The following is a 25,532-nucleotide window of genomic DNA, read 5'->3' on the forward strand; positions in this document are numbered from 1 at the left end:
GCCCTAAGCCCATGATCCTGGTCACAGTCTTCTGGGGTTCGGCCAACGCGCTGGGGGGGAAGACGGTGAGCACCGTCACGCTCAAGGATGTGAGCAAGGTTTTCCGGGACGGCACGCTGGCCGTCGACAGCATCAATCTCGATGTGAACGACGGCGAGTTCATGGTGCTGCTCGGGCCGTCCGGGTGCGGCAAGTCGACTGTGTTGCGGATGATCGCCGGGTTGGAAGATCCGACCACTGGTGCGGTCATGCTGGACGGGGAGTTGGCGAACGACCTGCCCCCACGCGACCGCAAGATCGCCATGGTGTTCCAGGACTTCGCGCTCTACCCGCACATGACCGTCGGCGACAACATCGCGTTTCCGCTGCGGCTGGCCGGGATCGAGCCCGTGCCGAGGGGCGAGCGGGTCAGCGACGTGGCGAGCGCGCTGGGCATCGGTGACGTGCTGGCCCGCAAGCCGGGTCAGCTCTCCGGCGGGCAGCGGCAGCGGGTGGCGATGGGCCGGGCGATCGTCCGCCGGCCCGGCCTGTTCCTGATGGACGAGCCGCTCTCCAACCTGGACAGCGGCCTCCGCGCCGAGCTGCGCGCGGAGATCTCGGGCCTGACCCGGGAGCTGGGCGTCACCACCGTCTACGTCACCCACGACCAGGCCGAGGCGCTCACCATGGCCGACCGGGTGGCCATCATGCGCCGCGGCGTGCTCCAGGACGTGGGCACACCCACCCAGGTGTACGGCCGGCCGGCGACGCTCTACGTGGCGGCGTTCCTGGGCAGCCCACGGATGAACCTGCTGGAGGCGTCGGTCTACGTCCACCTCGACCGGTACGTCACGCTCAACCTCGGCGACCAGTCGCTCTACCTGCCCTGGACCGACATCCGCAGTCGGGCGGTGGCGCACTACCACGGTGAGCGGATCGTGGTCGGCATGCGGGCCGAGGCGCTCACCCCGGTCTCCCCGGACAGCCCCGGCGACGTGCTGCGCGGGCGGATCCGCTATCTGGAGCACCACGGGCACGAGTCGTTGGCGTTCCTCGACATCGGCGCGACCGCGATCATGGTCGACGAGATGGGCACGCCGCTCGACCCACCGCCGGTCGGCCAGCGCGGTCTGCGTCGGTTCGGCTCGGTGATGCAGCGGCTCACCGGCAAGCCGGTGGAGGCACCGGCCGCCCCGGTCAGTGGCGTGCAGACCAGCGTGCTCCCCGACCCCGGCCGGCATCACCGACGCCCGGCGGAGCTGGCGGTGCGGTTGGCGCCGTACCCGGCGGTCAGCGCCGGCCACGCGCTCGCCGTCTCGGTGCGGATGGACGCGTTGCACTTCTTCGACGAGCGTGGCGACCGGATCGACGTGGGTTGGCGCTGACAATTGTTGGAGCGGGGTGGCGGCGTGCCGCCCGGTGTCCTACCGTCTGCCCACCCAGTCCACAGTGACATCACCACCGAGAGGGGTGCGCCCGTGTCGGGTGACCTTCCCAGCCCGCTCGTCATCGAGCGCATCCTGCGCGACCGCGAGGGCATCTGGCAGCAGATCGTGGCCGACCATGACCTCAACGCGCTGACCACCCGGATGTTGGCCAGCTCGGCCATCGCCCTGGCCTGTTACGGGGCGGTGCTGGGCTTCTTCCACAGCCCGCTGATGGCGCTGACCTCGGCGCTGAAGCTGCCACTGCTGTTCCTCGTCACGCTGGCCATCTGCCTGCCCACGCTCTACCTGTTCAATCTGGTCTTCGGCGCCCGGCTCTCGGTGCGGCAGTCGTTGGCGCTGGTGATGGTGGCGATCACGGTCACCTCGATGCTCGCCGTGGCGTTCGCGCCGATCAGCCTCTTCTTCCTGATCACCGCAAATGACTACGGGTTCTTCAAGCTGCTCAACGTGGCGATCCTGACCCTGTCGGCGCTTGTCGGGCTGCGCTTCCTGACCGGCGGGATGCAGGTGCTCAACGATCACGGCCTGCTCGCGCCGGAAGCCGCGAAAGCCCAGGCTGTGCCGGCTGGCTCGGCTCCGGCGGCCGTGCCTGCCGTACCTGCCGGCTCGCCTCCGGTCGCCGAGCCGGTCGCCGTGCCGGTCGGCGCTGCGGTGGCCGAGTCGACCTCGAACGGTGCCGCGACCACCGCGCCGGCACCGGCGCAGGTTCCGGCGCAGTGGACCGGGCAGCCGGCCGGCGCCCCGATCCCACCCGGCGCACAGCTTCCCGGGCACCCGGTGCAACGCCCGTGGGAGAGCCGCCCCCAGGTGCGGCGCGGCGAGCCGACGCAGCGGCCGGCGAGCATGACCCTGCTCTACATCTGGATCCTGCTCTTCGGCTTCGTCGGCACCCAACTGGCGTGGACGCTGCGCCCGTTCTTCGGCGACCCGGGTCAGGACTTCGCCTTCTTCCGCAGCATCGACGGCAACTTCTACGCGGAGATCCTGCGGACGATCGCCAACCTCTGAGCGTGCCCCGTCGGCGAAAGTCGCTGATTGCCGGCGTGGTTACCGACTAGTAACGTCAGGTCATGACCATCGACTCCCGCCAGGTGGCGGCCGGCATGCTGGACGCGGTGCCCTTCGCCCGTACGCTCGGCCTCGAATTCGTCGAGGTGGCGCCCGAGGCGGAGGGCGGGGTACGGGCAGTCGTCCGGCTGCCCGACTCGCCAGCCACCCACAACCACATCGGCGGCCCCCACGCGGGCGCCATGTTCACCCTCGGTGAGACGGCCTCCGGCGCGGTCGTGCTGGCCGCCTTCGGGCAGCTGCTCGACCGGGCCGTGCCGCTCGCCGTCCGAGCCGAGATCGCCTACCGCAAGCTCGCCATGGGCCCGGTCCTGGCCACCGCGCGGCTCGGCCGACCGGCGCTCGAGGTGATCGAGGAGTTGGAGTCCGGCCGGCGGCCGGAGTTCCCGGTGCAGGTGGAGATCGCCACCGAGGAGGGCAAGCCCACCGCGGCGATGACCGTGATCTGGACGCTGCGACCGAACTGAAATGCCCCAGGGCGGCGGAAATGGGTTTGCCGGCCCAGCAGGGTGGATAGATTCTTACCGTGCTGGGCCTACCTGCTCACGTGACCGCCTGTCTCTTCGATCTGGACGGTGTGCTGACGCAGACCGCCCGCGTACACAACGCCGCCTGGACGCAGACCTTCGACGAGTTTCTCCACCAGCGCGCCGCGGCCACCGGTGAACCGTTCCAACCGTTCGATCCGGGCCCGGACTACAACCGCTACGTCGACGGTCGCCCCCGTGCCGACGGCGTCCGGTCGTTCCTCGCCTCCCGTGGGATCGTGCTGCCCGAGGGCGCCCCGGAAGACCCGCCGGACGCCGACACCGTCAACGGCGTGGGCAACCGCAAGAACGTCCTGCTGTTGCAACGTCTGCGCAGCTCCGGTGTCGAGGTCTACCCGGGCTCGGTGCGGTACCTGAAGGCGGCGACCGCCGCCGGGCTACGTCGAGCCGTGGTGACCGCGAGCGCGAACGGGGGTGAGGTGGTCGCCGCCGCCGGGCTGGAGTCGCTGCTGGAGGCCCGGGTCGACGGGCTGGTCGCCCGCGCTCAGGGGCTGCGCGGCAAACCAGAACCCGACACCTTCCTCGCCGGGGCCAGGCTGCTCGGGGTCGACCCGACGCAGGCCGCCGTCTTCGAGGACGCGCTCTCCGGGGTGGCCGCCGGCCGCGCCGGTGGCTTCGGCTACGTGGTCGGCGTCGACCGGGTCGGGCAGACCGACGAACTGCTCGCCCACGGCGCTGACATCGTGGTGACGGACCTCGCCGACCTGCTCGACGGCGGTGACCGCGCCGTGTCGGCCCGCTCCGCGGACGCCCACCACCCGAATGCCGGACGAGGCCCCGCGTGATCCGGGAGCGCGCCTATCCGGTCGAGCCCTGGCACGTCCGGGAGACCCGGCTCGACATGGACGTGCTGGCCCAGTCGGAGTCGGTCTTCGCACTCTCCAACGGGCACGTCGGCCTGCGCGGCAACCTCGACGAGGGCGAGCCGCACGGCCTGCCCGGCACCTACCTCAACTCGTTCTACGAGCTGCGACCGCTGCCGTACGCGGAGGCGGGCTACGGCTTCCCCGAGTCCGGGCAGACCATCGTCAACGTCACCAACGGCAAACTGATCCGACTGCTCGTCGACGACGAACCGCTCGACGTGCGCTACGGAGAGCTGCTCGCCCACGAACGGATCCTCGACCTGCGGGCCGGCACCCTGCACCGGGAGCTGCACTGGCGCTCGCCCGCCGGCCGGGAGGTCAAGGTCCGCAGCACCCGCCTCGTCTCGTTCACCCAGCGGTCGGTGGCCGCCATCAGCTACGAGGTGGAGGCCGTCGACGGCCCGCTGCGCCTGATCGTGCAGTCCGAGTTGGTGGCCAACGAGTCGCTGCCCGCGCAGAGCAAGGACCCCCGGGTCGCGGCGGTGCTGGAGTCGCCGCTGCAGGCCGAGGAGGAGCTGACCACCCCTGACGGCGGGCAGTTGATCCACCGCACCAAGGTCTCCGGTCTGCGGGTCGCCGCCGCCATGGAGCACGAGGTGCACGGCCCGGACCACACCACCATCGAATCCGAGGGCTACCAGGACTGGGTACGCACCACGATCGCCTGCGTGCTCCAGCCCGGCGAGAAGCTGCGGGTGATCAAGTATCTGACGTACAGCTGGTCGAGCCGCCGCTCGCTGCCCGCGCTGCGCGACCAGGTCGGTGCGGCGTTGGCCGGCGCCCGGCTCGACGGGTGGGACGGGCTGCACCGAGAGCAGCGCAACTACCTCGACGCGTTCTGGGACGCCTCCGACGTGCTGGTCGAGGGCGACCCGGAGGTGCAGCAGGCGGTCCGGTTCGGTCTTTTCCACGTCTTGCAGGCCGGTGCGCGGGCCGAGCAGCGGCCGATCTCGGCCAAGGGGCTCACCGGCCCCGGTTACGACGGTCACGCATTCTGGGACACCGAGATGTTCGTCCTGCCGGTGCTCACATACACCCAGCCGAGCGCGGTGCGCAGCGCGTTGCAGTGGCGGCACAGCACACTCGACTCGGCGCGGGAGCGCGCCGAGACGCTCAACCTCCGGGGCGCCGCCTTCCCCTGGCGCACCATCGAGGGCCCGGAGTCATCCGGATACTGGCCGGCCGGCACGGCGGCCTTCCACATCGCCGCCGACATCGCCGACGCCATGCGCCGCTACGTGATGGTCACCGGGGACACCCAGTTGGAACGGGAGATCGGGCTGGAGTTGCTGGTGGAGACCGCCCGCCTCTGGCGCTCGATCGGGCACCACGACCGGCACGGGCAGTTCCACATCGACGGTGTCACCGGCCCGGACGAGTACACCGCCGTGAAGAACGACAACATCTACACCAACCTGATGGCGCAGCGGAATCTGCTCACCGCCGCCGACGTGGTCATGCGCTATCGGAACGAGGCATTCCACCTCGGGGTCACCGACGAGGAGGCCGCGAGCTGGCGGGACGCCGCCACCTCCATGCACGTCCCGTACGACGAGGAGCTCGACGTCCACCAGCAGGTGGAGGGCTTCACCCGCCTCCAGGAATGGGACTTCACGCACACCCCGGCGGAGAAATACCCGTTGCTGCTGCACTACCCGTACTTCGAGCTGTACCGCAAGCAGGTGGTGAAGCAGGCTGACCTGGTCCTTGCCATGCACTGGCGGGGGGACGCCTTCACCCCCGAGGAGAAGGTGCGCAACTTCCTCTACTACGAGCGCCGCACCGTACGCGACTCGTCGTTGTCGGCCTGCACCCAGGCGGTGCTCGCCGCCGAGGTGGGCCACCCGGAGCTGGCGCACACCTACCTGCGCGAGGCCGCGCTCATGGACCTGCACGACCTCAACGAGAACACCCGTGACGGCGTGCACATGGCGTCGCTGGCCGGCGCGTGGCTCGCCCTGGTGAGCGGGTTCGGCGGTCTGCGAGACCATGACGGCGAGTTGTCCTTCGCCCCCCGGCTCTCCAGCCGACTCAGCCGCTTGGAGTTCTCGTTGCAGTGGCGAGGGCTGGCGCTGCGGGTGGATGTCCGGCCGCACCAGACGACGTACTCGCTGCGCCACGGTGGCCCGGACGACGTGGTGGTGCTGCGCCACCACGACCAGGTGCTGCGGGTGACCTGCGACGAGCCGGTGACGGTGCCGGTGCCGCCGGCCGAGCCGTCCGGCCCTCCGCCGGAGCAGCCACCGGGCCGGTCTCCGCTGCTGCGGTTGCCCGAGCGCGAGCAGTGACGGGCGGGGCGGGAAGTATCCCCGCCCCACCCGCCGCGCCGTTAGGTCAGACCGGCTCGCCGGCCTGCTGGATCAGACCGGCTCGCCGGTTGACGGACGCCCGATCGCGTCTCGGGGTGCCGCTGCCTTGGGATCGTCGGGTAGCCGGGCCGAAGCGGCCTGATCCCCGAAGTCCTGATTGCGCTCGGCGTCCTGTTCACGCCGAGTCCGCTCGGTCAACTGCTGCTGCCGGGAAATCTGCTGCTTGGCCATGGCGATCCTCGCGATCCGTCGGGGCGCGGTTGCGCCGACACGGTCTGCGGTCGCTCGTCGCGTACCCGACGCCCCAGCGGGCAAACGCGGCCCGACGCCGCCGCCGTCGGCGTGCGTGCCGCGCGGCGGGCGGGGTACCCGGACCAGCGACGAGCACGCGGAGGTGGGGCATGGACGAGCAGCGCAGCACGGTGACGATTCCGATCGGGGACGCTCAGCTCCCCGCCGACCTGACGCTGCCCGCCCAGCCGGTCGGCGTGGTGCTCTTCGCGCACGGCAGTGGCAGTTCCCGGCACAGCCCGCGCAACGTGGCGGTGGCCCGGACGCTGAACGACCGTGGGCTCGGCACGGTGCTGGCGGATCTGCTCACCCCGGCGGAGGACGAGGTGGACGCGCGCACCGCCGAACTGCGGTTCGACATCGGGTTGCTGGCCAGCCGGCTGACCGGGATCGTCGACTGGCTGGCGACCGAGCGCCCCGCCGGTGCGGTGCCGATCGGCCTGTTCGGGGCCAGCACGGGTGCTGCCGCCGCCCTGGTCGCGGCGGCGTCCCGCGCGGATCGGGTGGCTGCCGTGGTGAGCCGAGGTGGTCGGCCGGACCTGGCCGAAGGCGCGTTGGCCCAGGTGCGTACCCCGACTTTGCTGCTGGTCGGCGGCTTGGACGAGGAAGTGATCACGCTCAACGAGCAGGCGCTGGCCGAGCTGGGTGAGGTCGGCCAGCTGCGGGTGATCCCCGGTGCCACCCATCTCTTCGAGGAGCCCGGCACCCTTGAGCAGGTCGCCGATCAGGCGGGCACCTGGTTCACCACGCACCTCGGCCGATGATCAATCCGCTGGCAGGAGGTTAGCGGCCGAACGGCGCTGCTGGACGGTGTCGATGACGCGCCACAGGACGGCGGTGATCGGGACGCTGACGAAGGCGCCGGCGATCCCCGCGATCAGTGTGCCCGCGGTGACCGCCACCAGGATCACCGCCGGGTGCAGTCTGACCTGCCGCTTCATCACCAGCGGCTCCAGCAGGTTGCCCTCGATCTGCTGCACGGCGATCACCGCCGCGAGGGTGAGCAGCGCGGTGGTGGGACCGTTCGCGGCCAGCGCCACCAGCACCGCCACCGCGCCGGCCACCGTCGCCCCGATGATCGGCACGAACCCGCCGAGGAACGTGATCAACGCCAGTGGCAGGGCGAGCGGCACCCGCAGCACCACCAGAGCCAGCCCGATGCCCAGCGCGTCGATCGCGGCGATGAACATGGTGCCCCGGCTGTACGCACCCAACGTCTGCCAACCAGCGCGGCCGGCCTCGGCCAGCACGGGCTGGTTCGGGCCGGACACCCGCGACAGCACCCAGTGCCACATCGACCGGCCGTCCTTGAGCAGGAAGAAGAGCAGCACCAGAGCGAGCAGCGCGGAGCCGAGCACCTCGGTGGCGGTCCGGGCGCCGGCCACCGGGTCCGGCGAGCTGCCACCGAGCCCCTGCCGAGCCTGGTCGACCAGCTTGTCCAGCTGCGCGTCGGTGACCGGCAGCGTGGATGTCACGAAGTCCCGGCTGCGCTCGACCCCCTGCGTCAGCTCCTGGCTGAGCTGATCGAACTGGCTGGCGGTCAGGTTCCACACCAGGGCGCCGACGCCGACCAGGATGCCGAGCAGCAGCAGCACGGTGCAGAGCGCGGCCAGTGCCGCCGGAAGGCGCAGCCGGCGCAGCAGGAGCAGAACCGGGTCGAGCAGAGCGGTCAGGAAGATGGTGGCGGCCAGCGCGATGGCCAGCGGCGCCAGCAGGACGGCGATCCGGCCCAGCAGGTAGAGCCCGGCGGCGATCACCACCAGGCAGGCGCTCCACAACACCGCGGTTCGGACCAGCCAGGGCAGCGCCGCCCACGTCTGGCGCGGCCCGGAGCCGCCTGTCGGTCCGGAATCCTCTGCGGCCATGTCGGTCCTCCTCGATCTCGACGAGGTCGGTACCCGATCGGTCGTCCGCCGACACCCGTATCGCTGGCCGTCGCCCGCGCGGATCGTACGTCGGCCGGAACGTCGCGGGTGGGTGTTCGACGGTGTCGGTGGTGCCCGCGGTAGCACCAGCCCGGCACGATTGCTCCGCCGCCGTCGGGGTAACCGCCGCCATGGCCGCCGACCGCCCACCCGCCGACCGCGGTCAGTCGCGGCTCGATGAGACCGCCGAGCGGGCGGTCCGGCAGGTGCGGGACCGTAGTGGGCAGGCCGGCCGGATTCGGGCCCGGCAGTGGGAGATCATCGTGGTGATCTCCGTCCAGGCCGGGTTGGCCGCGGCGATCTCCGCCCTGCTCGCCAAGCAGTGGCTCGGCCCCGGATCGCACGTCTTCGCTCCGGCTGCCGCCGTCGGTACGATCGCCACCGCCATCGGGCAGCGGGCTCGGCGCACGTTCGAGCTGTTGGGCGGCGTGGCCCTGGGCATCATCATCGGCGACACGCTGCGATTCCTGCTCGGCTCGGGGCCGTGGCAGAGCGGCGTGGTGGTCGCGCTGGCCATCGCCGCCGCGTTGCTGGTCGCGGGGAAGGGCGGCCCGCTGGTCGGTCAGGCGGGCGGTACCGCCGTGCTGATCGCCACGCTGGCCCCGATGGAAGGTGGCCTGCAGGTACCCCGGATCTTCGACGCGCTCCTCGGCGGCGCGGTCGGCCTGGTGGTGGTCGCGCTGCTGTTGCCAATCAACCCGATGCGAGTGCTGGACCGTGCTGCGACCCCGATCTTCGCGATCCTCTGCGAGCAGCTCGGCGAGCTTGCGCGGGCGATGCGCGCGCGCGACAGCGACCGGACCATGCGCGTGCTGGAGCGGCTTCGCGGCACCGATGACGACCTGGGGCGGCTGCACGACGCGCTGAGCGGAGCGGAGGAGGTGGTGACGATCGCACCGGCGCGCTGGCACCGTCGGCAGCAGTTCCACCGCTACGCCCGTAGCGCGGGTCACCTGGAGCGGTTGCTGCTGGACAGCCGTGCCCTGGCCCGCTGGTCGACGACCGCGTTGCAGTACGGCGAGCCGCTACCGCCAGAGCTGGCGGACGCGCTGGACCGAATGGGTCGGGCGGTGGCGGAGATGCGTACGGAGTGCAGGGCCGGTAAAGACCCCCAGCGCACCCGCCAGTTGGTCCAGGAATGCGCCGAGTTGGCCGGGCGGGCTGGCGCGAGCCATGTCCGCTCGTTCGGCGAGTCCCTCGTCACCGGAGTGCGCACCGCAGCCAGTGACCTGCTCCGGGCGGCCGGTTGTGAACCCGACGACGCCAACCAGGTCGTGCGCAGGTCGGCGAATGCCGGCCAGGCGAAGGTCCGCCCGCCGGTACGGCGACGACTGCGCCGGGCCCTACCAACGCGAGCCGCCCGAGCCCGTCGACGTGCGCACCTCGCCGCCCGGACCCATAACGACGGTCGGGCCGGCCGCCCCGCACGGGAGAGGCCGGCCCGATGAGCCGTCAGGGTCAGGAGGAGTAACCGCGCTCGGCGATCCAGTTGGCGACCTTCGGCAGGCTCACCCAGTACTCGCCCACCGCCGGGTCGGCCGGGTCGGCGATCCGGATCGTGTCGCCACCGTCGCGGTAGCCGACGAGGGTCAGGTAGTGCCCGCCCTCGTACGAGTGTGGGTTGCCGTCGGTGTCCACGGTCGTGCCCTTGATGTTGGCCACCACCGGTCGGCCGGCGTCCACCGCGGCCAGTACGTCGCGGCGCAGCTGCTCGACCTGGTCCGGGCGGGCCACCGAGTCACGAATCTCGGTGGTCCGGTACTTGCCGCCGGTCAGCTCGTTCAGCACGCGAGTGGTGTCCAGGGCCGAGGGAGTCCCCGCCTCGGTGGTGCCCAGCAGGGTGGCCACCTCGTCCTGGGAGAGCATCTTGCCCTGGGCGGACAACGCCATCCGGGTCGCGGCCGGGCCGCAGTAGTAGAAGTTCGGCTGGGCCTGGTAGTCGATCGTGAGGATTCGCTCGGCGTGCTGGTCGCTCTGGCTCGACGAGGCCGGGGCGGCGGCCTGCACCGGGGCGGCCTGCGCGGCCACCGCCGGGCCGAGGGCGCAACCGCCGGCGACCAGCATGCCGACGACGGACAGACCGCTCTTCTGGACGATCGGATTCATTGTCGAGTCTCCGTTCGGGGGGTTGGCGCCTCCGGCCAGCGGAGGGCGGCAGCACCGGGAATGGCGCTCGGCGCAGAGAGGGGGGCGACCACCATCAGCGGTCTCGCCCCTGGGCGTACCGAGGACGTAACCGATCTGGTCCGGTGAGAATTCCGCGAGCTGGCGGGCATCCGGGGGCCGCCGCCGTCAGGTCAGAGGCTCCCCAGCAGCCCGGTCACGGTGATCTCGATGACCACCCGCTCCGGATTCGGGCGTGGTGTCCGATACCGCTCGGCGTAACGGCGCTCCGCCTCCGCCACGGAGGCCGGATCCGACCGCAGCACCGCGCGGCCCTCGATGGTCAACCAGCGGCGGCCATCCACGTGACAGACGGCCACCACCGCGCCTGCCGCGCCGGCTGACGCCACGTGGCGGGCCTTGCGGGACGCGCCGGAGGTGATGACCCGGGCCAGTCCGGCCGCCGGGTCGAGGGTCACCCCGACCGGTACGACGTGCGGGGTGCCGTCCGTACGCAGCGTGGTCAGCGTCGCGAGGTGACGTTCTGCGCAGAAGGCGACAACACGCTCATCGTGCACAGTCAGCCGATGATCGCCCGTCATGCCCGTCCCCTGTCCGCCGAACCGACACCGATCATGGCACGCGGCGGCGCACCCGGTCCCGATCTGGCGGGGCGTCCGACTGACCGGACAGCTGACGACCCGCCGCCCGACGCTTGTGCACCAGCCGGGTGAGGTAGATCAGCGCGGCGGCCAGGACACCCATGTCATCCAGGTAGATCGGGTCCGGCAGCACGTCGACCGGGAAGATCGTGTAGATCAGTGCCCCGTAGAAGGCGACCTTGCCGCCCGCGCCGAGCCCGGTCAGCATCCGTCGCGTACGCACCACCCGCACCGCCAGCACCACGGCACCGGCCAGTGTGGCGAGCGCGAGGATGCCGGCGATCACCACGAGGACCCACGCCTGTCGGGACATGCCGTCACGCTAACCCACCCGACGTCGCACGGCTCAGCAGCCGGGCACCGTCGCGCGGCTCACGGCTTCAGAACGCGGGCACCGTCGCGCGGCCACGAGCGGCCACCTTGTTCTCCCGGGTCTGCTCGACGTTCTCCCGGGTCTGCGCGACCGACGGTCGGCCGACCTCGCTGAGCGGCAGCACCGACGCCGACTCGGCGACCCGTCGTCCGGTGGCAGCGTGCGCCTCCTCGCGCAGACTGCGGGCCGCCGCCACGGCCAACTCCGCCGCCCGCCACGCGACCTGCTCCTGCTCACGGGCGGCGACGTGCTTGGCCGCCAGATTTGCCCGGATCGCCCGCTGGAGCACCAGCTCCTGCTCGACCGGGTGCAGTCGCGGGTCCCAGCCGTCGCGGTGCCCGAACACGTCACTGAGCTGCTCCACCGACAGCTCCCGCCGCCAGTACGCATCCAGCGCCGCCCGGTGCAGGTAGCGCTCGCGGTCCGCGTACTCGGCGGGGGTCTGTGCGGTGTGCGGCAGCGGCATCGCGGCTGCCGCGTCGAGCCGACGGACGGCCGCCTCGGCCGCCTCGTACGTCTGCCAGGCCGCCTCGACCGCCTCCTGCGCGGCCACCCACTCTGCCCGGCGGCGCTGCGCGGTGGTGGTCGCCCGCTCCGCAGCCACCGCGACCTCCTGCGCGTAGCGGCTCTGCTCCCGTTCCTCCTGCGCCTGCTCCAGTTGGCTCGGCATGGCCGCGCGGCGGATCCGGGCGCCCGGGTCGAGGCGGAGTCGGCCGGGACGCAGCAGGAGAGCGGAGACGGCGACTCCGATCACCGCGAGCAGGCTCAGCCAGATGGCGGCTGCCCGGGAGAGGTCTGGCAGGGCGGCGGAGAGGAGGGTTTGCATGATCAGCACCTCGCGGTCGAAGCGGGTATCGACGGGCGGCAGGAGGGCGCGGCAGCACCGGTCGGCCGGGGGTGGGGTCGTCCCGTCGACGGCGTCTCAGGTGCCGTGCGGGACTACCCGGACCGGGCCCCGGGATTTGCCGGGCCTGGCTCAGCGCTCGGGCGGGCCGCGTCGCGTAGGGGTGCCACGGCCGGGATCGATGGCCGGCGCGTGCACCAGAACCGCCGCGACCGGGCCGGTCGCCGCGGTGGTAGCGACAGTGCCAGCCGGCGGGGCGACAGCGGGCTGGCTGGCCCGATCGATGGCCGGGCCGGCGTCGGGGCGGACACTGGCCACCCGACTGCTCACGGCGCTGGGCCGTAGCTGCGTGGGGGCGGGCGGCGGGGTCGCGGCGAGAGCGGCACCGAGGCCGGCCGCGAGCACCAGCGCGGTGATCGCCAGGCGGGTCAGCTCCCGCAGTGACCGCAGCACAGCCCATCGGGCTGGGCGGACGGACGCTGCGGACGACACCAGACCAACCTATCGCCCGTCCTGGCATAGCGCAGCACGGCGACCGACCGCTCCGGCGTGACCGCTACCACCATGCGCACTGTGGACGCCGCCGATCGACACCCGAAAACGGTGGCGCCCCCGACCGGATCGGCTCCGATCGGGGGCACCGCGCATCGTCCGTGTGGCACCGACGGCGGTGGAGGCTTGCCGACGGCGGATCGTGGTCAGTCGCCGGTGCCGAGCACCGGGGGTGCGGGCCTCTCGCTGTCTTGCCACACCATCTCGTCCTCGGTCAACCAGGTCAGCCGCTCGTCGGAGTCGTCGTCCTGCGGTCGACCTTGCCCGCCGAGCACACCGGGACGGCCGCCGCTGGCGGCCGGCCGAGCGTTGCCGCCGCTCCCGCCGCGCTGACCGTCGATGCTGCGCCCGATCCCGTTGGCGGCGCGGCTCTCGGCCGGGGCCGCACCACCGCCGGTCGGTCGAGCCGACGTGGCGGGTGCACTGCCCGAGCCCGCGAGCGCGCCGCCGCGCAACACTCCGCCGGCCGGCGCCCCGCCCTGCGCTCCGTAGAGCAGGCCGGGGCCGGTGCTCGGCCCCGCGGGCACGCTGGTCGGCCCAGACAGGCCGACCAGCCCGACCGCACCGCCGCCGAGCAGCGCGCCACCGACCAGTTGGTCCGCCCCGGCGAGGGAGGTGCCGGTGGGGGCGGTGCCGCTGCCCGCCCCGATCGGGCCGGCGGCGACAGCCGGGCTGTCACCGATGCCCGAGCCGATCTGAGCCGGAACCGTGCCGTCGCCGGTGCCCGGCGGTTGGGCCACGTGCTCGGGCGTCGAGATGGTCGCATCGCCCGTGCGCCCGGTGTCAGTGCCGGTGTGGGGGCCGCCGGTCACCTTGGCGATGGCCGAGACACTCTGCGGCGTCGTCTTGTCCTTGTTGGTGGTGCTGGGAGTGTCGGGATCGGGCGGGGGCGGGTCGACCACCCGGTCGTAGGCGGAGATCTCGTAACTGTTGGCCAGACCGGCCACCAGGTTCACCATCCGCTGATGGGCCTTCTCCTGCTCGGCCTTGTCCTGCTGGTGACCCGCGATGCCCCCGACGATCGCACCGGTCAGACCGAAGATTGCGGCACCCTTGACCGCACCGCTGATCGTCTGGTCGTTGTCGTCGGTCTCCTCGGGGCTCTCGGCCTGCTTGTGGGCGGCACGCAGATGGTCGGCCATCATGGTCAACCCCTGCTTGATGCCGGCCATCCCTTCGCCCAACGCGTCGGTGTGGGCGACGATCAGGCTGAGCCGCCGATGGAACTCATGACCGGCCGAGCCCGTCCAGGTGTTGCCGAGCTTGTCGAGGTCGCCGCTCAGCTCCCGGCCGAGACCGTCGAGGATGCCCTTGAGCTCGGCCCACTGGGTGGCCACGCCCTCGATCTGCTCCGGCTTGCCCGCCATCAGGCCGTCGTACAGCTGCTGGTGGCTGCTGCCCTGGTAGCGCTGGGTGTATTCAGACACGCCCGTCCTCCTTCGGCTGCAACGCCCGGTCGACCGGGGTCAGCGCGGCGGTGACGTCGTTGGCGTTGGCCGCGTTACGCGCCTCGGCGGTGCGGTAGTTGTTGAGGATCGTGCTGGTCGCCTGCTGTGCCGCCAGCACTGCCTGCCGGATCCGTTCGGCCTGGTCGACGTAGGACTGGTGGACCTCGCTGTAGCGACGCGCCTTGTCAGTGGCGTCGAAGAACGAGCCCAGCGCCGGAGGACGGCACTGCATCTCAGTGTTGAGCTTTCGCAGCACCGACTCGGCCTGGGCCAACCGCGACGCCAGGTGTTCGTGGAAGTCCTCAAGGGACAACAGGTCGACTTCCGTACGCCCGGCCATGGCAACATCCCCGTCGTTCTGGTTGACAACCGTCAGCGACATCCAGGTTAGTCCACCAGTGCGACTCCCGGCGACCCGTCGAAGCTGGTCAGCCGTCGGCTTCGATCGATCCCACGGGCAGGCCCCCGCCGGCCCCGCCGCTCGGCGGGGCGCCGCTGGCCGGGGTCGACGGCGGCGCGGAGGTCGGTGAGCCCGACGGTGGCGTGGCGGTCGGTGAGCCCGACGGTGGCGTGGCGGTTGGCGAGCCCGACGGTGGCGTGGCGGTTGGCGAGCCTGACCTCGGTGCGGCGCTCGGCGGTGCGGCCGGTGCCGGTCCGTCGGGGGCGAAGACCGCGAAAGCGTCCTCGTGGTCCAGGGTCGGCCCGGTCGGGATCAGCGCGAGCAACGAGCCGGGCACCGCCAGAGGGGTGATCCCGCCGTAGCCGAGCACGTCCAGAGTGTCCGCCGAGCCGAGCGGATACCGGATGCCCTGCGGGCTGATCAGGTAGATCGTCGACCCGGCGGCACCAGACCCGCTGGTCCCGGAGCCGGGCGAGGCCTGCGCGATGACACCCTTGCCGCCGGGCAACAGCACCGCCTCGGCGGTGCGTACGGCGTCCCGGCTGGTCTGGCGCACCGGCATCAGGCCCGGATCGCTCTCGGTCAGCTCCGTCGGCACCCGGTCGAAGACCTCCAGCGTGGTGGTCGGCGGGCCACCCGCGCTGCCCGTCCGGTACGTCGCGCAGAGCGTGGTCTGACCGGGCTGGGCCGGGTAGGTGTCGGGCATCGTCGGAGGCATTCCCTCTTCCTCGATGCGCCGCTCGACGAACACGTCGCTGACTTGATTCGGGGTGATGTCGGTGATCCGGGCACCGTTGCTGACGATCAGCAGAGCGGTGATCTCACTTACCGACACGAGACCGTCCCGGGTCAGCACGTAGTGCCGCCCGGCCGCCTTGAAGACCGAACCAACGGCGTACGGCCGCCCTGCCACGTCGCGGCTGCTGGGCTCACCCTCGCCGGGCAGCGACGGCCGGCGCAGCGGTGGCCCGGCCGGCACGGCGTTGAGCAGTTGCTGCCCGACCTGGAGTCGCTCGGTGCCAGCCATCCGCAGCGCCGTGGTCGTCCGGGACGGGTCGAGCAGTTGGAGCCGGGCGTTGTTGGTAAGCAGGTACCGCTGGTCGCCCGCCGCGACCAGCACCGCACGGTCGCCCAACGGCGTACCGCCGGGCAGCGGCCGGTCGATCACGAGCCGGGTGCTGGACCGCTGCCGGTCGATCGGGTTGGGTACGTCGCAGACCGACCAGGGCAGCCCGGTCAGCGACTTGCGGTCCGGCAGGGCGTCCGGCGCCCCGACGATGCCGAGGGTGACCCCGCGGGGCCGGTCCCGCAGCGACGCCTGGGACATCGTCCGCACCTGGGCATTTCCATCGTTCACGATCAGGCGCGCGGAGGTGTAGTTGAGCGTCGGGTGCAACTTGCCCTGCATGAACACGTACGTCGCGCCGGTCTCCCGTTCGATGACCAGAGTCTGGTCGTCCAGCGGCGCCGCGTTTCCGGTCAACTGGCCGTAGGCACCCACCCCGCCGAGCACGATGGCCGCGGCGAGAACACTGCCGAAGACGGCCATGCCGAGCCGGCGCATCGGCAGATTGGTGGTCTCCGGGTCGCCCGACAGCAAGGCGGAGACTATGCGGCGGGTGACGAAGCGGTACGCCTGCACCTGATCGCGGCGGGTCCGCATGACTTACCTCCGGCGGGGTGGATCCGCGACGATCAGGTCGGGGTGCCGTCGCGGGCTTCCCTACGATAAGGGGCCGACCCTGGTTCCTTGGGACCACCGTTCGTGGCCGGCACCGGAGAAGACCCGGCGCAGAGCCGTACCGTGCAGGAGGGACAGTCAGCGATGACGCAGGTTCAGGCGCGACCCGCCCGAGCGGTCACGGACCCGTCCGACATTCCGACCAGGCCGGTGCCTGCCGCGAAGCGGCCCGGCCGTGGACGGGTCGGTCCCGTTTTGGTCGGGCAGCTCGTCGTGCTGGAGTTGTGCGTGGTGGCGGTGTGGGCCGCCACGGCCGGCCCGAGCTGGGCGATCGCCGCAGTGGGCGCGGTGGCGGCGTTGATCGTCCTGGCGGTCTTCGCCCGTCGTGGTGGTCGCTGGTGGTTCGAGGATCTGCTGCTGCGTCGGCGGCTGCGGCGACGCGGTGAGCGCGCGTCGGCGGCGTTGGCCAACGGTACGGCGACCGACCCGCGGTTGGCGGCGCTCGCCCCCGATCTGAGCGTCATCGAGCTGACCGACCGAGGCACCCGGCTCGGCATCGGACGCGACGATCAGGGCTGGTTCGCCGCGGTCGCCCTGCAGTCCGCCAGCGGCACGGCGGTCGGCTCCGTCGACGCCTCAGCGGTGGACCGCGCGCTGCGAGTGCTCGCGGACTTCAGCGCCCCGGTCTCCCGGGCCCAGATCGTCGCGCACACGCTGGTCTGGTACCCGGCGCCCGGCGCGCCGCCGGCGGCACACCGGACCGTCTGGGTGGCGCTGCGACTCACTGTCCGGGACGCCCGGGTCGAGGCGGTGAGCCGGGGTGGTGGGCTGACCGGCGTGCACCGCACGGTGGCTGCCGGAATCGGGCGGCTCGGCAAGGCGCTGACCTCGGAGGGTCTGGCCCATCGGCCTCTGGGCCGGGAGGAGCTGCGGGCGGCCATCGTCTCGGCCGCCGGCTTGGACCTGGTGCCAGAGGCGCCGGCGGAGACCTGGCGTGGGTTGCGCGGCGGCGGCTGGACGCACCGTTGCATGACTCTGCGGGGCCGCTCGGACGCACCGCTCGGCCCACTCGTGGACGCGATCACCGCGACCTCGGCGCCGTCGCACACGGTGGCCGTGACCGTCTCGGCCGACGGTCGGGTGGCGGCGCCGCTGCTGCGGGTCGCGGCGATGGACAACCACGTCGAGGCCCTGGTCAAGGTGGTCCGCGAGGTCGCCGACCGGGTGGGCGCGACCACCCGACCGATGGACGGGCAGCACGCGCCGGGCGTCTACGCCACCGCTCCGGTCGCGTCGGCGCTGGGCATCCCCAGCGGCCCGCAGTCGCGCTGATCGGCGGGGCGACGAGACCTGGTCAGGGCCGGAGGTTGACGATCCAGCCGTAGAGGCCGCAGACCCAGAAGGCGAGCGGCACCAGCGAAATGATCAGCAGGATCTCGGCGATGTCGAGCAGTCGACCCCAGACCGGCGAGATGCGCTTGCCGGCGACGGTCAGACCGTAGATCAGGCTGATCACGGCGGTCAGCACGAGCCCGCCCAGGATCAGGCCGAGCCGGACCGGCAGTGATCCGTCGGCGAAGGTGGTCGCGGCGGCCAGGCCGAGACCGATGGTGCCGGCCAGCAGCACCGGGGTGCGCTGGGCTCGGCCCAGCAGCGGTCGGGCCCTCAGCAGCGCCAGCAGGGCCAGCACCAGGCACAGCAGCACCGCCGGCAGGCGCCCATCCAGGGCCAGCACCAGTTGCGCGCCCAGCACCAACAGCGCGACGGTCCACAGCAGACCGGTCAGGAACTGGTCGGCGCGCTCACTGCGCGCAAGCACCTGCCGGCCGTCCACCGTCTCGCTGTCGGTCTTCAGGTCCTCCGGACCGGTCGGGATCGACGGCACCGGCAGTCGGGCCAACCGGTAGGCCATCATCGGCAGCGCCGGCACCACGCCGAACGCCACCGCCGCCACCACCGCAGCGGAGGCCGCCGCGTCGAGGCCGATGACCAGGCAGAGCAACGCGCCGAGGCCGGTCGCGGCAGCGACCCCGATCGCGGCGAAGAAGAGCGGGTACCGGTCGCCCACCGCCAACACGGCCACCGCGCCGGCCACCACCGCGGCGGTCGCCGCGAGCAGGACGTTCGGACTGGACAGATCAGTCAGCGACCGATCACCGGCGAGCAGCAGCAGACCGCCGGTGGCCGCGTACCCCAGGCCGACCAGGGCCAGCACCGCGCCGATGCCGCTGTCACCGGCGGCCCTGGACAGCACCGCCGCGCCGACCAGCAGCGCCACCGCGACCAGCAGGGCGGCCAACGCACCGGGCAGGTGCGGCGGGCCGGCGAAGAGCGCGGCCAGGGCGCCGGCGCCGAGCGCCGACGCCGCGAAGACCACCGCGAAAGACCTGGTCGCGCCGACCTGCCAGGCACCGGGGCGTTGGTTGGTCGCGGTCGCGACCGCGTCCACCACGTCGTCGAAGACGATCTCCGGTGCGGCCGCCGACCGGGGGTTGAAGTAGAGCACCTCACCGTCTCGGACGCTGAGCTGCGCGGCGGTACGACCACCGTCCAGGGGTGCACCGCCCAACCGGGACAGAGCCCAGCCGCCGTGCCGGGCACCCTCGTCGGCCATGTCCTCGCCGGCGTAGCGCAGCAGCGTGGGGAGCAGGTCGGCCATCGGCACGTCCGACGGCAACGCCAGATCCATCCGGGTACGCGGAGCCACGATGGTGATCCGGCTCAGACCACCGGTCGCCGTCTTCGTCGCCACAGTGGCCTCCAGGTGTGCGTCTGTGATCGGCTGGCTGCGATGCTGCGGTCCGGGTCCACCGCGCACACGGCAGATTACCTACGATGACGAGCACGTACGATGCCCACCCGCGGGCTGTGTTTCGCGCCGGCACGTCATCAGGGCCGCTTCTGGGGAGGAGACAGCCGTGAGCACGGTGGTGTTCCGCCGGCTCCCGCGTCAGCCGGGACCGGCCTTACCGCGCGGCGAGGTGCTGCTGGAGTCGCCTCCCGAGCTGCCCGAGCCGACACCGCGCGGGATGGGTCAGCTGCTCATGATCCTGCCGATGTTCTGCGGGGTCGGTGCCATGGCGTTCCTCTACGCCGGCAAGGGCGGCGGCATGATGACGTACGTCGCCGGTGGTCTGTTCGGTGTCTCGATGCTCGGCATGGCGATCGGCTCGCTGGCCAACAGCGGTGGCAAGGACAAGGCCGAGCTGAACGCCGATCGCCGCGACTACATGCGTTACCTGGCGCAGATGCGCAAGCGCACCCGGCGCGCCGCCGAGCAGCAGCGGGCGGCGATGGCCTGGCGGCACCCGGAGCCCGACGCGCTCTGGTCGATCGCCGCGTCCCGTCGACTCTGGGAACGACGGATCACCGAGGACGACTTCGGTGAGACCCGGATCGCCCTCGGCCCGCAGCGGCTCGCGGTGGAGATCGTCCCACCGGAGACGAAGCCGGTGGAGGACCTGGAGCCGATGAGCGCCATCGCGCTTCGCCGGTTCGTCCGCGCGCACTCCACAGTGCCCGAACTGCCGACGGCGCTGTCGGTGCGCGCGTTCAGCCGGGTGGTGCTGCGCGGCGACCGTGAGCCCGTGCTCGATCTGACCCGGGCGGCGCTCGGGCAGTTGGCCACCTTCCACGCCCCGGACGACCTGGTGATCGCGGTGGTCGCCGCGCCTGATCGGCAGTCCTCCTGGGGCTGGGTGAAGTGGCTGCCACACGCCCACCACAGCGGCCGTACGGATGCGGCCGGCGCGCGTCGGCTGGTCTTCGCCAGCCTGGCCGAGGCCGAGGCGTCGCTCGCCGGTGAGCTGGCCGGGCGGCCTCGGTTCGCCCCGGAGGCCAAGCCGCTGACCACCGCGCCGCACCTGGTCGTGGTGATTGATGGTGGGGAGATCGCACCGACCTGTCAGTTGGTCGGCCCGGGTCTGCTCGGCACCACCGTGATCGACCTCTCCGGGACGGTGCCGCGCGACGCCGGCCGCTGGCTGCTCTGCCTCGACGTCGGTGACGGCAGTTCACTCGAACTGGTCCGGGGCAGCACGTCGTCGACACTGGGTCGGCCCGACCAGCTCAGCGCCGAGGCCGCCGAGGGGCTGGCCCGACAGATCGCCCCCTACCGGCTCTCCCAGCAGCAGACCAGCAACGAGGAACCGCTGGCCCGCAGCACGGAGCTGCCCGACCTCCTCGGTGTGGGTGACGCCGCGGCGGTGGACGTGCAGACCACCTGGCGCCCGCGTGGTCACCGCGATCGGCTGCGCATCCCGCTCGGTGTCGGCCCGGACGGCAACGTGGTCGAGCTCGACTTCAAGGAGTCCGCGCACGAGGGCATGGGCCCGCACGGTCTGGTGATCGGCGCGACCGGCTCCGGTAAGAGCGAGCTGCTTCGTACGGTGGTGGCCGCGCTGGCGGTGACCCACTCGTCGGAGGAGCTGAACTTCGTCCTGGTGGACTTCAAGGGCGGCGCGACCTTCGCCTCGTTGGAGGCGTTGCCGCACACCAGCGCGGTGATCACCAACCTGGCCGACGAGCTGCCGCTTGTCGACCGGATGCGCGACGCGCTCGCCGGCGAGATGGTGCGCCGGCAGGAGCTGCTGCGGGCGGCCGGCAACTACGTCTCCCGCTTCGAGTACGAGAAGGCGCGCGCGGCCGGTGAGCCGCTGGCCCCGATGCCCAGCTTGCTGATCATCTGTGACGAGTTCAGCGAACTGCTCGCCGCGAAGCCGGACTTCATCGACCTGTTCGTGATGATCGGCCGGTTGGGCCGGTCGCTCGGCGTGCACCTGCTGCTGGCCAGCCAGCGCCTCGAAGAGGGCAAGCTGCGTGGCCTCGACACACACCTGTCGTACCGGATCGGTCTGCGGACGTTCTCCGCGGTGGAGAGCCGCATCGTGCTCGGCGTACCGGACGCGTACGAGCTGCCGAACGCCCCGGGCCACGGCTACCTGAAGACCGACACCAGCACCATGCTGCGATTCCGGGCCGCGTACGTGTCGGGGGCGTACCGGGCGCCTGGGCAGCAGGCCTCCGCCTCGCAGGCGTTGGTGCAGCGTCGGATCGTGCCGTACGGCCTGGACTTCGTTCCGGCGCAGGCCCCGCAGATGCCGGTGGTCACCACCCCGGAGCCGGAGCAGCCGGCCGACGGCAAGGCCGTGGCGATGCTCGACGTCCTGATCGACCAGCTCAAAGGCCGAGGCCGCCCGGCCCACCAGGTGTGGCTGCCGCCGCTGGCGGACCCGCCGGGCCTGGGTGAGCTGCTCGGCCCGCTGGCGGTCGACCCGACCTACGGGCTGTGCACCGCGTCCTGGCCCGGGCGTGGGCGGCTGACCGTGCCGGTCGGCGTGGTGGACCGCCCGTACGAGCAGCGCCGGGACCCGATGATGGTCGAGCTGGCCGGGGCCGGCGGCAACGTGGTCATCGTCGGTCGGTCACTGAGCGGCAAGAGCACGATGCTGCGTACGCTGCTCGCCTCGATGGCGCTCACGCACACGCCCCGCGAGGTGCAGTTCTTCTGCCTGGACTTCGGCGGTGGCGCGCTGCGCAGCATGGAGCGGCTGCCGCACATGGCCGGGGTGGCCGGTCGGCGCGACGTCGAGGCGGTACGCCGGACGGTGGCTGAGGTGGTCGCCGTGCTGGACGAACGGGAGACTCGTTTCGCTCAGCACGGCATCGACTCGGTGGCGAGCTACCGCCGTCGCCGTGCCGCTGGTGAGTTCGCGGATGACCCGTTCGGCGACGTGTTCCTGGTGGTGGACGGGTGGAACACGCTGCGCCAGGAGTACGAGGAGCTGGAGCAGACCATCACCACGTTGGCCAACCGGGGCCTCGGCTTCGGTGTGCACGTGGTGCTCACCGCCGTGCGGTGGGCGGAGATCCGGATCAACATGCGGGACCTGCTCGGCACCAAGTTGGAGCTGCGCCTCGGTGACGCATCGGAGTCCGAGATCGACCGCCGCGCGGCGAACAACGTGCCGGAGAAGTCGCCTGGTCGGGGCCTGACCCGGGACAAGCTGCACTTCCTCACCGCCATCTCGCGGATCGACGGTCGTCGCGACATCGACGATCTGAGCGAGGCCTCGCTGTCGCTGGCCGGGCACGTGGCGGCGAACTGGCCGGGCCGTCCGGCGCCGAAGGTGCGGTTGCTGCCGCGCAAGCTGCCGGTGGCGGAGCTGGCCCGGATCATCGACCGGTCGGCGCCCGGCCTGCCGATCGGCGTCAACGAGTCGGCGCTCGCGCCGGTCTACCTGGATCTGGCCAACGAGCCGCACCTGACGGTCTTCGGCGACGCGGAGTGCGGCAAGACCAACCTGCTGCGCCTGATCGCCCGGGGCATCACCGAGCGGTACACGCCGGCGCAGGCCCGGTTGGTGATCGCCGACTATCGGCGTGGCCTGCTGGGGGCGGTGGAGGGTGACCACCTGCTCGACTACGCCCCGTCGAACCAGGCGTTCGCCCAGGGGCTGGGGTCGATCCGCAGCGCGCTGTCGAACCGACTGCCCGGCCCGGATGTGACCACCGCACAGCTGCGCGATCGCAGCTGGTGGAAGGGCCCGGACCTGTACATCCTGGTGGACGACTACGACCTGGTGGCGTCGGGCGGCAGCAACCCGCTCAGCGCCCTGCAGGAGTTGTTGCCGCAGGCCCGCGACATCGGTCTGCACCTGATCATCACGCGGCGAGTGGGTGGTGTGTCCAGGGCGCTCTACGAGCCGGTGCTGCAGCGGCTGCGCGAGTTGGACTCGCCGGGCCTGCTGATGTCCGGCAACCGGGAGGAGGGTGCGGTCTTCGGCACGTTGCGACCGAGCCCGCAGCCGCCGGGACGGGGCACGTTGGTGCGCCGTCGCGACGGCCAGCAGCTGATTCAGACCGCGTGGTCCGAGCCGTCCTGAGCGGGCTCGGCCGTTCGACAGGGTGTGGTGAGCGATCTCGGCCCGATTCACCACCATCCATCGAACGCCGTCGGCCAGGGCTGCGGGGTCTGGACAGGTTCCGCTACGGTCTTCTCAGGAGTGTCCGTCGGTGGGGTGTTGCTGCCTTGCCGCGGGGGAGGGGTGCGGCGAAGCCGCCACCACAACAGACGGAAGGGTGTGAAGCATGGCGTTCGAGGTCGAAGCTGCGACTCTGCATACCGCCGCGAGTGACGTGCGGTCCACGCGCAGCGAGGTCGACGGCGAGCTGAAGAAGCTGTGGAACGTGGTCGACGACCTGGCCATCGCGTGGAAGGGTCAGGCGTCCACGGGCTTCCAGTCGCTGATGACGCGCTGGAACGAGGACACCGTCAAACTGCTGACGGCGATGGACAGCATCGCTGACCTGCTCGACAAGTCGGGTACGACGCACCAGGTCAACGACGAAGAGCAGCAGCAGATGCTGGACAAGTTCCACTCTGCGCTCAACCCGTGATCAGCAGCTGGCAGAGGAGGAAATCGTGACGATCAAAGTTGACTATGCGGTCCTCGAGAGCAGCAACCAGCAGATGCAGGCCATCTCGAAGACCCTCGAGGAAAAGCTTGACACCCTGCGGTCGATGCTGACCAAGCTCCACTGGGACGGCGAGGACCGGGTTGCCTACGAGCAGCACCAGGCCAAGTGGGATGCGGCGGTCCGGGACATCAACCGGATCCTGAACGAGATCGGCGGTGCCGTGGGCATCGCGCGCGAAAACTACCTCACCACGGAGATGAGCAACTCCAAGGTGTGGAGCTGAGGCATTCGCCCGAGCGGCTCCGGTCCGGTTCGCCGGCCCGGAGCCGCTCTGCGTTGGCGCTGGTGTCGGCCTCGTAGGTCGGGGCGCCGGTCAGCCGGCAGCCGGTGCGTCGGTGCGTCGGCCGGGCCGCCAGTCGCGTCGGCGGCCTCGGGCCACGATCGGCCCGGTGATCAGCAGCAGCACGGCGAGCAGCCCGCCGACGGCCGCCGCCCAGATCGCGGCCGGGCGCTGCCAGCTCAGTGGGTCGTCGCGCACGGCGGGTGCCGGGAGCGCGCCGACGGGCGGGTTCGCCCGGGTGCCGAGCAGGCTCGACACCGCCCGGTACGGGTTGACCATGCCATAGCCGATGTCGGCGTTGTGGCCCTCGGGTGGGTTGTCCGCGGTGCGTTCCAGCCGATCCGCGACCTGCTGCGGGTTGAGATCCGGGTAGGCGGCCCGGACCAGCGCGGCCACTCCCGACACGTACGCGGCGGCGTAGCTGGTGCCGCCGTCCGGCACGGTGCGGTAGCCGGCGTTTCCGGGCGCCGGCCCGATGATGTTCATTCCCGGCGCGGCGATGTCGACGTAGTCGCCGCTGATCGAGGTGCCGACGTGGCCGCCCTGCTCGTCCACCCCACCGACCGCGATCACCCCGGGGTACGCGGCCGGGTAGCCCGGACGGTTCTGGGAGTTTTCGTTCCAGTTGCCGGCGGCGGCGACCAGCACCACCCGCTTGGCCAGGGCGCGCTCGACGGCTGCCGTCAACGCGGGGTGGGGAAACGTCGTCAGGGACAGGTTGATCACGTCGGCGCCCTGTGCGACGGCCCAGTCGATGGCCTCGGCGATCTCCACGGGGAGTTGCGGGTTGTTGACCTCCCCGGTCAGCGGCAGGACCCGGATGGGCAGGATGCGGGCGGCCGGGGCGATGCCACTGAACGGGACGCCCGAGCCCTCCCGGCCCGCGATGATGCCGGCGATCAGCGTGCCGTGCCCGGCCTCGTCGCACTGGCCCTGCCGGGCTGGCAGGTCGTTGAAATCTCGCCCCTGGAGCACCTGGCCCTTGAGGAGCGGGTGGGCGGCGGAGACTCCGGAGTCGATCACGGCCACCGTCATCCCGGCGCCCCGGGACAGCGGCCACGCCGAGGACGGCTCAAGCCGGCGCAGCGCCCACGGCGTCTCGGTCAGGCTCGCGGCACCGCCGGGACCGCAGATGGGCGGTGCCGCGGTCGCGGGGGAGGGTGCCACCAGGCCGACGCCGAGCAGGGCCGCCAGCGTTCCACTGAGGACGCCGCGGAGGGCGCGGCGGGACGGGGTCGCGCTCAACGAGGGGCATTCGCGCACCCATGAAGGTTAC

At 71.8% G+C, this 25,532-nt stretch carries 23 protein-coding genes; 11 read left to right on the plus strand and 12 right to left on the minus strand.

All coding sequences use genetic code 11. The features are described from left to right. The first annotated feature begins 11 nt into the window (after positions 1–11). From IF46_RS0101290 to IF46_RS0101310, 5 genes are all read left to right on the plus strand, one after another. Entirely contained in the window at positions 12–1,364 is a 1,353-nt protein-coding gene (locus tag IF46_RS0101290) for an ABC transporter ATP-binding protein (RefSeq protein ID WP_051723552.1), read from the plus strand. Positions 1,365–1,457: 93 nt separating this feature from the next. Next, entirely contained in the window at positions 1,458–2,435 is a 978-nt protein-coding gene (locus tag IF46_RS0101295; protein WP_030486390.1) for a hypothetical protein, read from the plus strand. Positions 2,436–2,497: 62 nt separating this feature from the next. Beyond that, on the plus strand, positions 2,498–2,962 hold the full coding sequence (locus IF46_RS0101300) for a DUF4442 domain-containing protein (RefSeq protein WP_030486391.1): 465 nt from the start codon (positions 2,498–2,500) through the stop codon (positions 2,960–2,962). A 59-nt stretch (positions 2,963–3,021) separates the two neighbouring features. After that, the gene (locus IF46_RS0101305) at positions 3,022–3,828 is read left to right on the plus strand and encodes an HAD family hydrolase (protein ID WP_051723553.1); all 807 of its coding nucleotides are present in this window, start codon (positions 3,022–3,024) and stop codon (positions 3,826–3,828) included. Next, on the plus strand, positions 3,825–6,197 hold the full coding sequence (locus tag IF46_RS0101310; protein WP_030486393.1) for a glycoside hydrolase family 65 protein: 2,373 nt from the start codon (positions 3,825–3,827) through the stop codon (positions 6,195–6,197). Before IF46_RS0101305 ends, IF46_RS0101310 begins: the two co-directional genes overlap by 4 nt. Positions 6,198–6,269: 72 nt before the next feature. Here the strand turns inward: IF46_RS0101310 and IF46_RS0101315 are convergent, their stop codons facing one another. After that, positions 6,270–6,449: a hypothetical protein gene (locus IF46_RS0101315; protein ID WP_030486394.1), complete on the minus strand. Its 180-nt coding sequence runs from the start codon at positions 6,447–6,449 to the stop codon at positions 6,270–6,272. A gap of 170 nt (positions 6,450–6,619) precedes the next feature. Between IF46_RS0101315 and IF46_RS0101320 the strand changes: the two genes are divergently transcribed. Next, complete coding sequence (locus IF46_RS0101320; RefSeq protein WP_030486395.1) at positions 6,620–7,273, plus strand: dienelactone hydrolase family protein; 654 nt, start codon at positions 6,620–6,622, stop codon at positions 7,271–7,273. Here IF46_RS0101320 and IF46_RS0101325 read toward each other — a convergent pair whose 3' ends face one another. Then, positions 7,274–8,374 (minus strand): AI-2E family transporter, encoded by a 1,101-nt coding sequence (locus IF46_RS0101325; protein ID WP_030486396.1) that lies wholly within the window; start codon positions 8,372–8,374, stop codon positions 7,274–7,276. Between the two features lie 131 nt (positions 8,375–8,505). On the opposite strand from IF46_RS0101325, the gene IF46_RS0101330 reads away from it, so the two are divergent. Further along, the gene (locus IF46_RS0101330) at positions 8,506–9,882 is read left to right on the plus strand and encodes an FUSC family protein (RefSeq protein ID WP_232233898.1); all 1,377 of its coding nucleotides are present in this window, start codon (positions 8,506–8,508) and stop codon (positions 9,880–9,882) included. A 10-nt stretch (positions 9,883–9,892) separates the two neighbouring features. On the opposite strand, the gene IF46_RS0101335 is transcribed toward IF46_RS0101330, so the two are convergent. From IF46_RS0101335 to eccB, 8 genes are all read right to left on the minus strand, one after another. Beyond that, the gene (locus IF46_RS0101335) at positions 9,893–10,540 is read right to left on the minus strand and encodes a C39 family peptidase (protein ID WP_030486398.1); all 648 of its coding nucleotides are present in this window, start codon (positions 10,538–10,540) and stop codon (positions 9,893–9,895) included. Between the two features lie 191 nt (positions 10,541–10,731). Next, complete coding sequence (locus tag IF46_RS0101340; protein WP_030486399.1) at positions 10,732–11,139, minus strand: pyridoxamine 5'-phosphate oxidase family protein; 408 nt, start codon at positions 11,137–11,139, stop codon at positions 10,732–10,734. A 31-nt stretch (positions 11,140–11,170) separates the two neighbouring features. Continuing rightward, entirely contained in the window at positions 11,171–11,512 is a 342-nt protein-coding gene (locus IF46_RS0101345; RefSeq protein ID WP_030486400.1) for a YkvA family protein, read from the minus strand. A 67-nt stretch (positions 11,513–11,579) separates the two neighbouring features. Continuing rightward, entirely contained in the window at positions 11,580–12,398 is an 819-nt protein-coding gene (locus tag IF46_RS0101350; protein ID WP_030486401.1) for a hypothetical protein, read from the minus strand. A 150-nt stretch (positions 12,399–12,548) separates the two neighbouring features. Continuing rightward, entirely contained in the window at positions 12,549–12,908 is a 360-nt protein-coding gene (locus IF46_RS0101355) for a hypothetical protein (protein WP_157562501.1), read from the minus strand. Between the two features lie 206 nt (positions 12,909–13,114). After that, positions 13,115–14,395, minus strand: coding sequence for a WXG100 family type VII secretion target (locus IF46_RS0101360; RefSeq protein WP_030486403.1), 1,281 nt, complete (start codon positions 14,393–14,395; stop codon positions 13,115–13,117). Beyond that, the gene (locus IF46_RS0101365) at positions 14,388–14,798 is read right to left on the minus strand and encodes a hypothetical protein (RefSeq protein ID WP_232233899.1); all 411 of its coding nucleotides are present in this window, start codon (positions 14,796–14,798) and stop codon (positions 14,388–14,390) included. Before IF46_RS0101365 ends, IF46_RS0101360 begins: the two co-directional genes overlap by 8 nt. A gap of 46 nt (positions 14,799–14,844) precedes the next feature. Then, a complete protein-coding gene (gene eccB, locus IF46_RS0101370; RefSeq protein WP_030486405.1) occupies positions 14,845–16,479 on the minus strand; it encodes a type VII secretion protein EccB in 1,635 nt (544 codons plus the stop codon). A 162-nt stretch (positions 16,480–16,641) separates the two neighbouring features. Between eccB and IF46_RS0101375 the strand changes: the two genes are divergently transcribed. Further along, entirely contained in the window at positions 16,642–17,829 is a 1,188-nt protein-coding gene (locus tag IF46_RS0101375) for a type VII secretion protein EccE (protein ID WP_030486406.1), read from the plus strand. Between the two features lie 22 nt (positions 17,830–17,851). Here the strand turns inward: IF46_RS0101375 and eccD are convergent, their stop codons facing one another. Continuing rightward, entirely contained in the window at positions 17,852–19,249 is a 1,398-nt protein-coding gene (gene eccD / locus IF46_RS0101380; RefSeq protein ID WP_030486407.1) for a type VII secretion integral membrane protein EccD, read from the minus strand. A gap of 166 nt (positions 19,250–19,415) precedes the next feature. Between eccD and IF46_RS0101385 the strand changes: the two genes are divergently transcribed. From IF46_RS0101385 to IF46_RS0101395, 3 genes are all read left to right on the plus strand, one after another. Continuing rightward, positions 19,416–23,381, plus strand: a complete 3,966-nt coding sequence (locus IF46_RS0101385; RefSeq protein ID WP_030486408.1) for a type VII secretion protein EccC — start codon at positions 19,416–19,418, stop codon at positions 23,379–23,381. A 205-nt stretch (positions 23,382–23,586) separates the two neighbouring features. After that, a complete protein-coding gene (locus tag IF46_RS0101390) occupies positions 23,587–23,895 on the plus strand; it encodes a WXG100 family type VII secretion target (protein ID WP_030329557.1) in 309 nt (102 codons plus the stop codon). Between the two features lie 25 nt (positions 23,896–23,920). Next, on the plus strand, positions 23,921–24,199 hold the full coding sequence (locus tag IF46_RS0101395; protein ID WP_030329555.1) for a WXG100 family type VII secretion target: 279 nt from the start codon (positions 23,921–23,923) through the stop codon (positions 24,197–24,199). A gap of 90 nt (positions 24,200–24,289) precedes the next feature. Here the strand turns inward: IF46_RS0101395 and mycP are convergent, their stop codons facing one another. After that, entirely contained in the window at positions 24,290–25,519 is a 1,230-nt protein-coding gene (gene mycP, locus IF46_RS0101400) for a type VII secretion-associated serine protease mycosin (protein WP_232233900.1), read from the minus strand. Positions 25,520–25,532 lie beyond the last annotated feature (13 nt).

Source organism: Micromonospora chokoriensis (assembly GCF_000718555.1).
Classification (GTDB): domain Bacteria; phylum Actinomycetota; class Actinomycetes; order Mycobacteriales; family Micromonosporaceae; genus Micromonospora; species Micromonospora chokoriensis_B.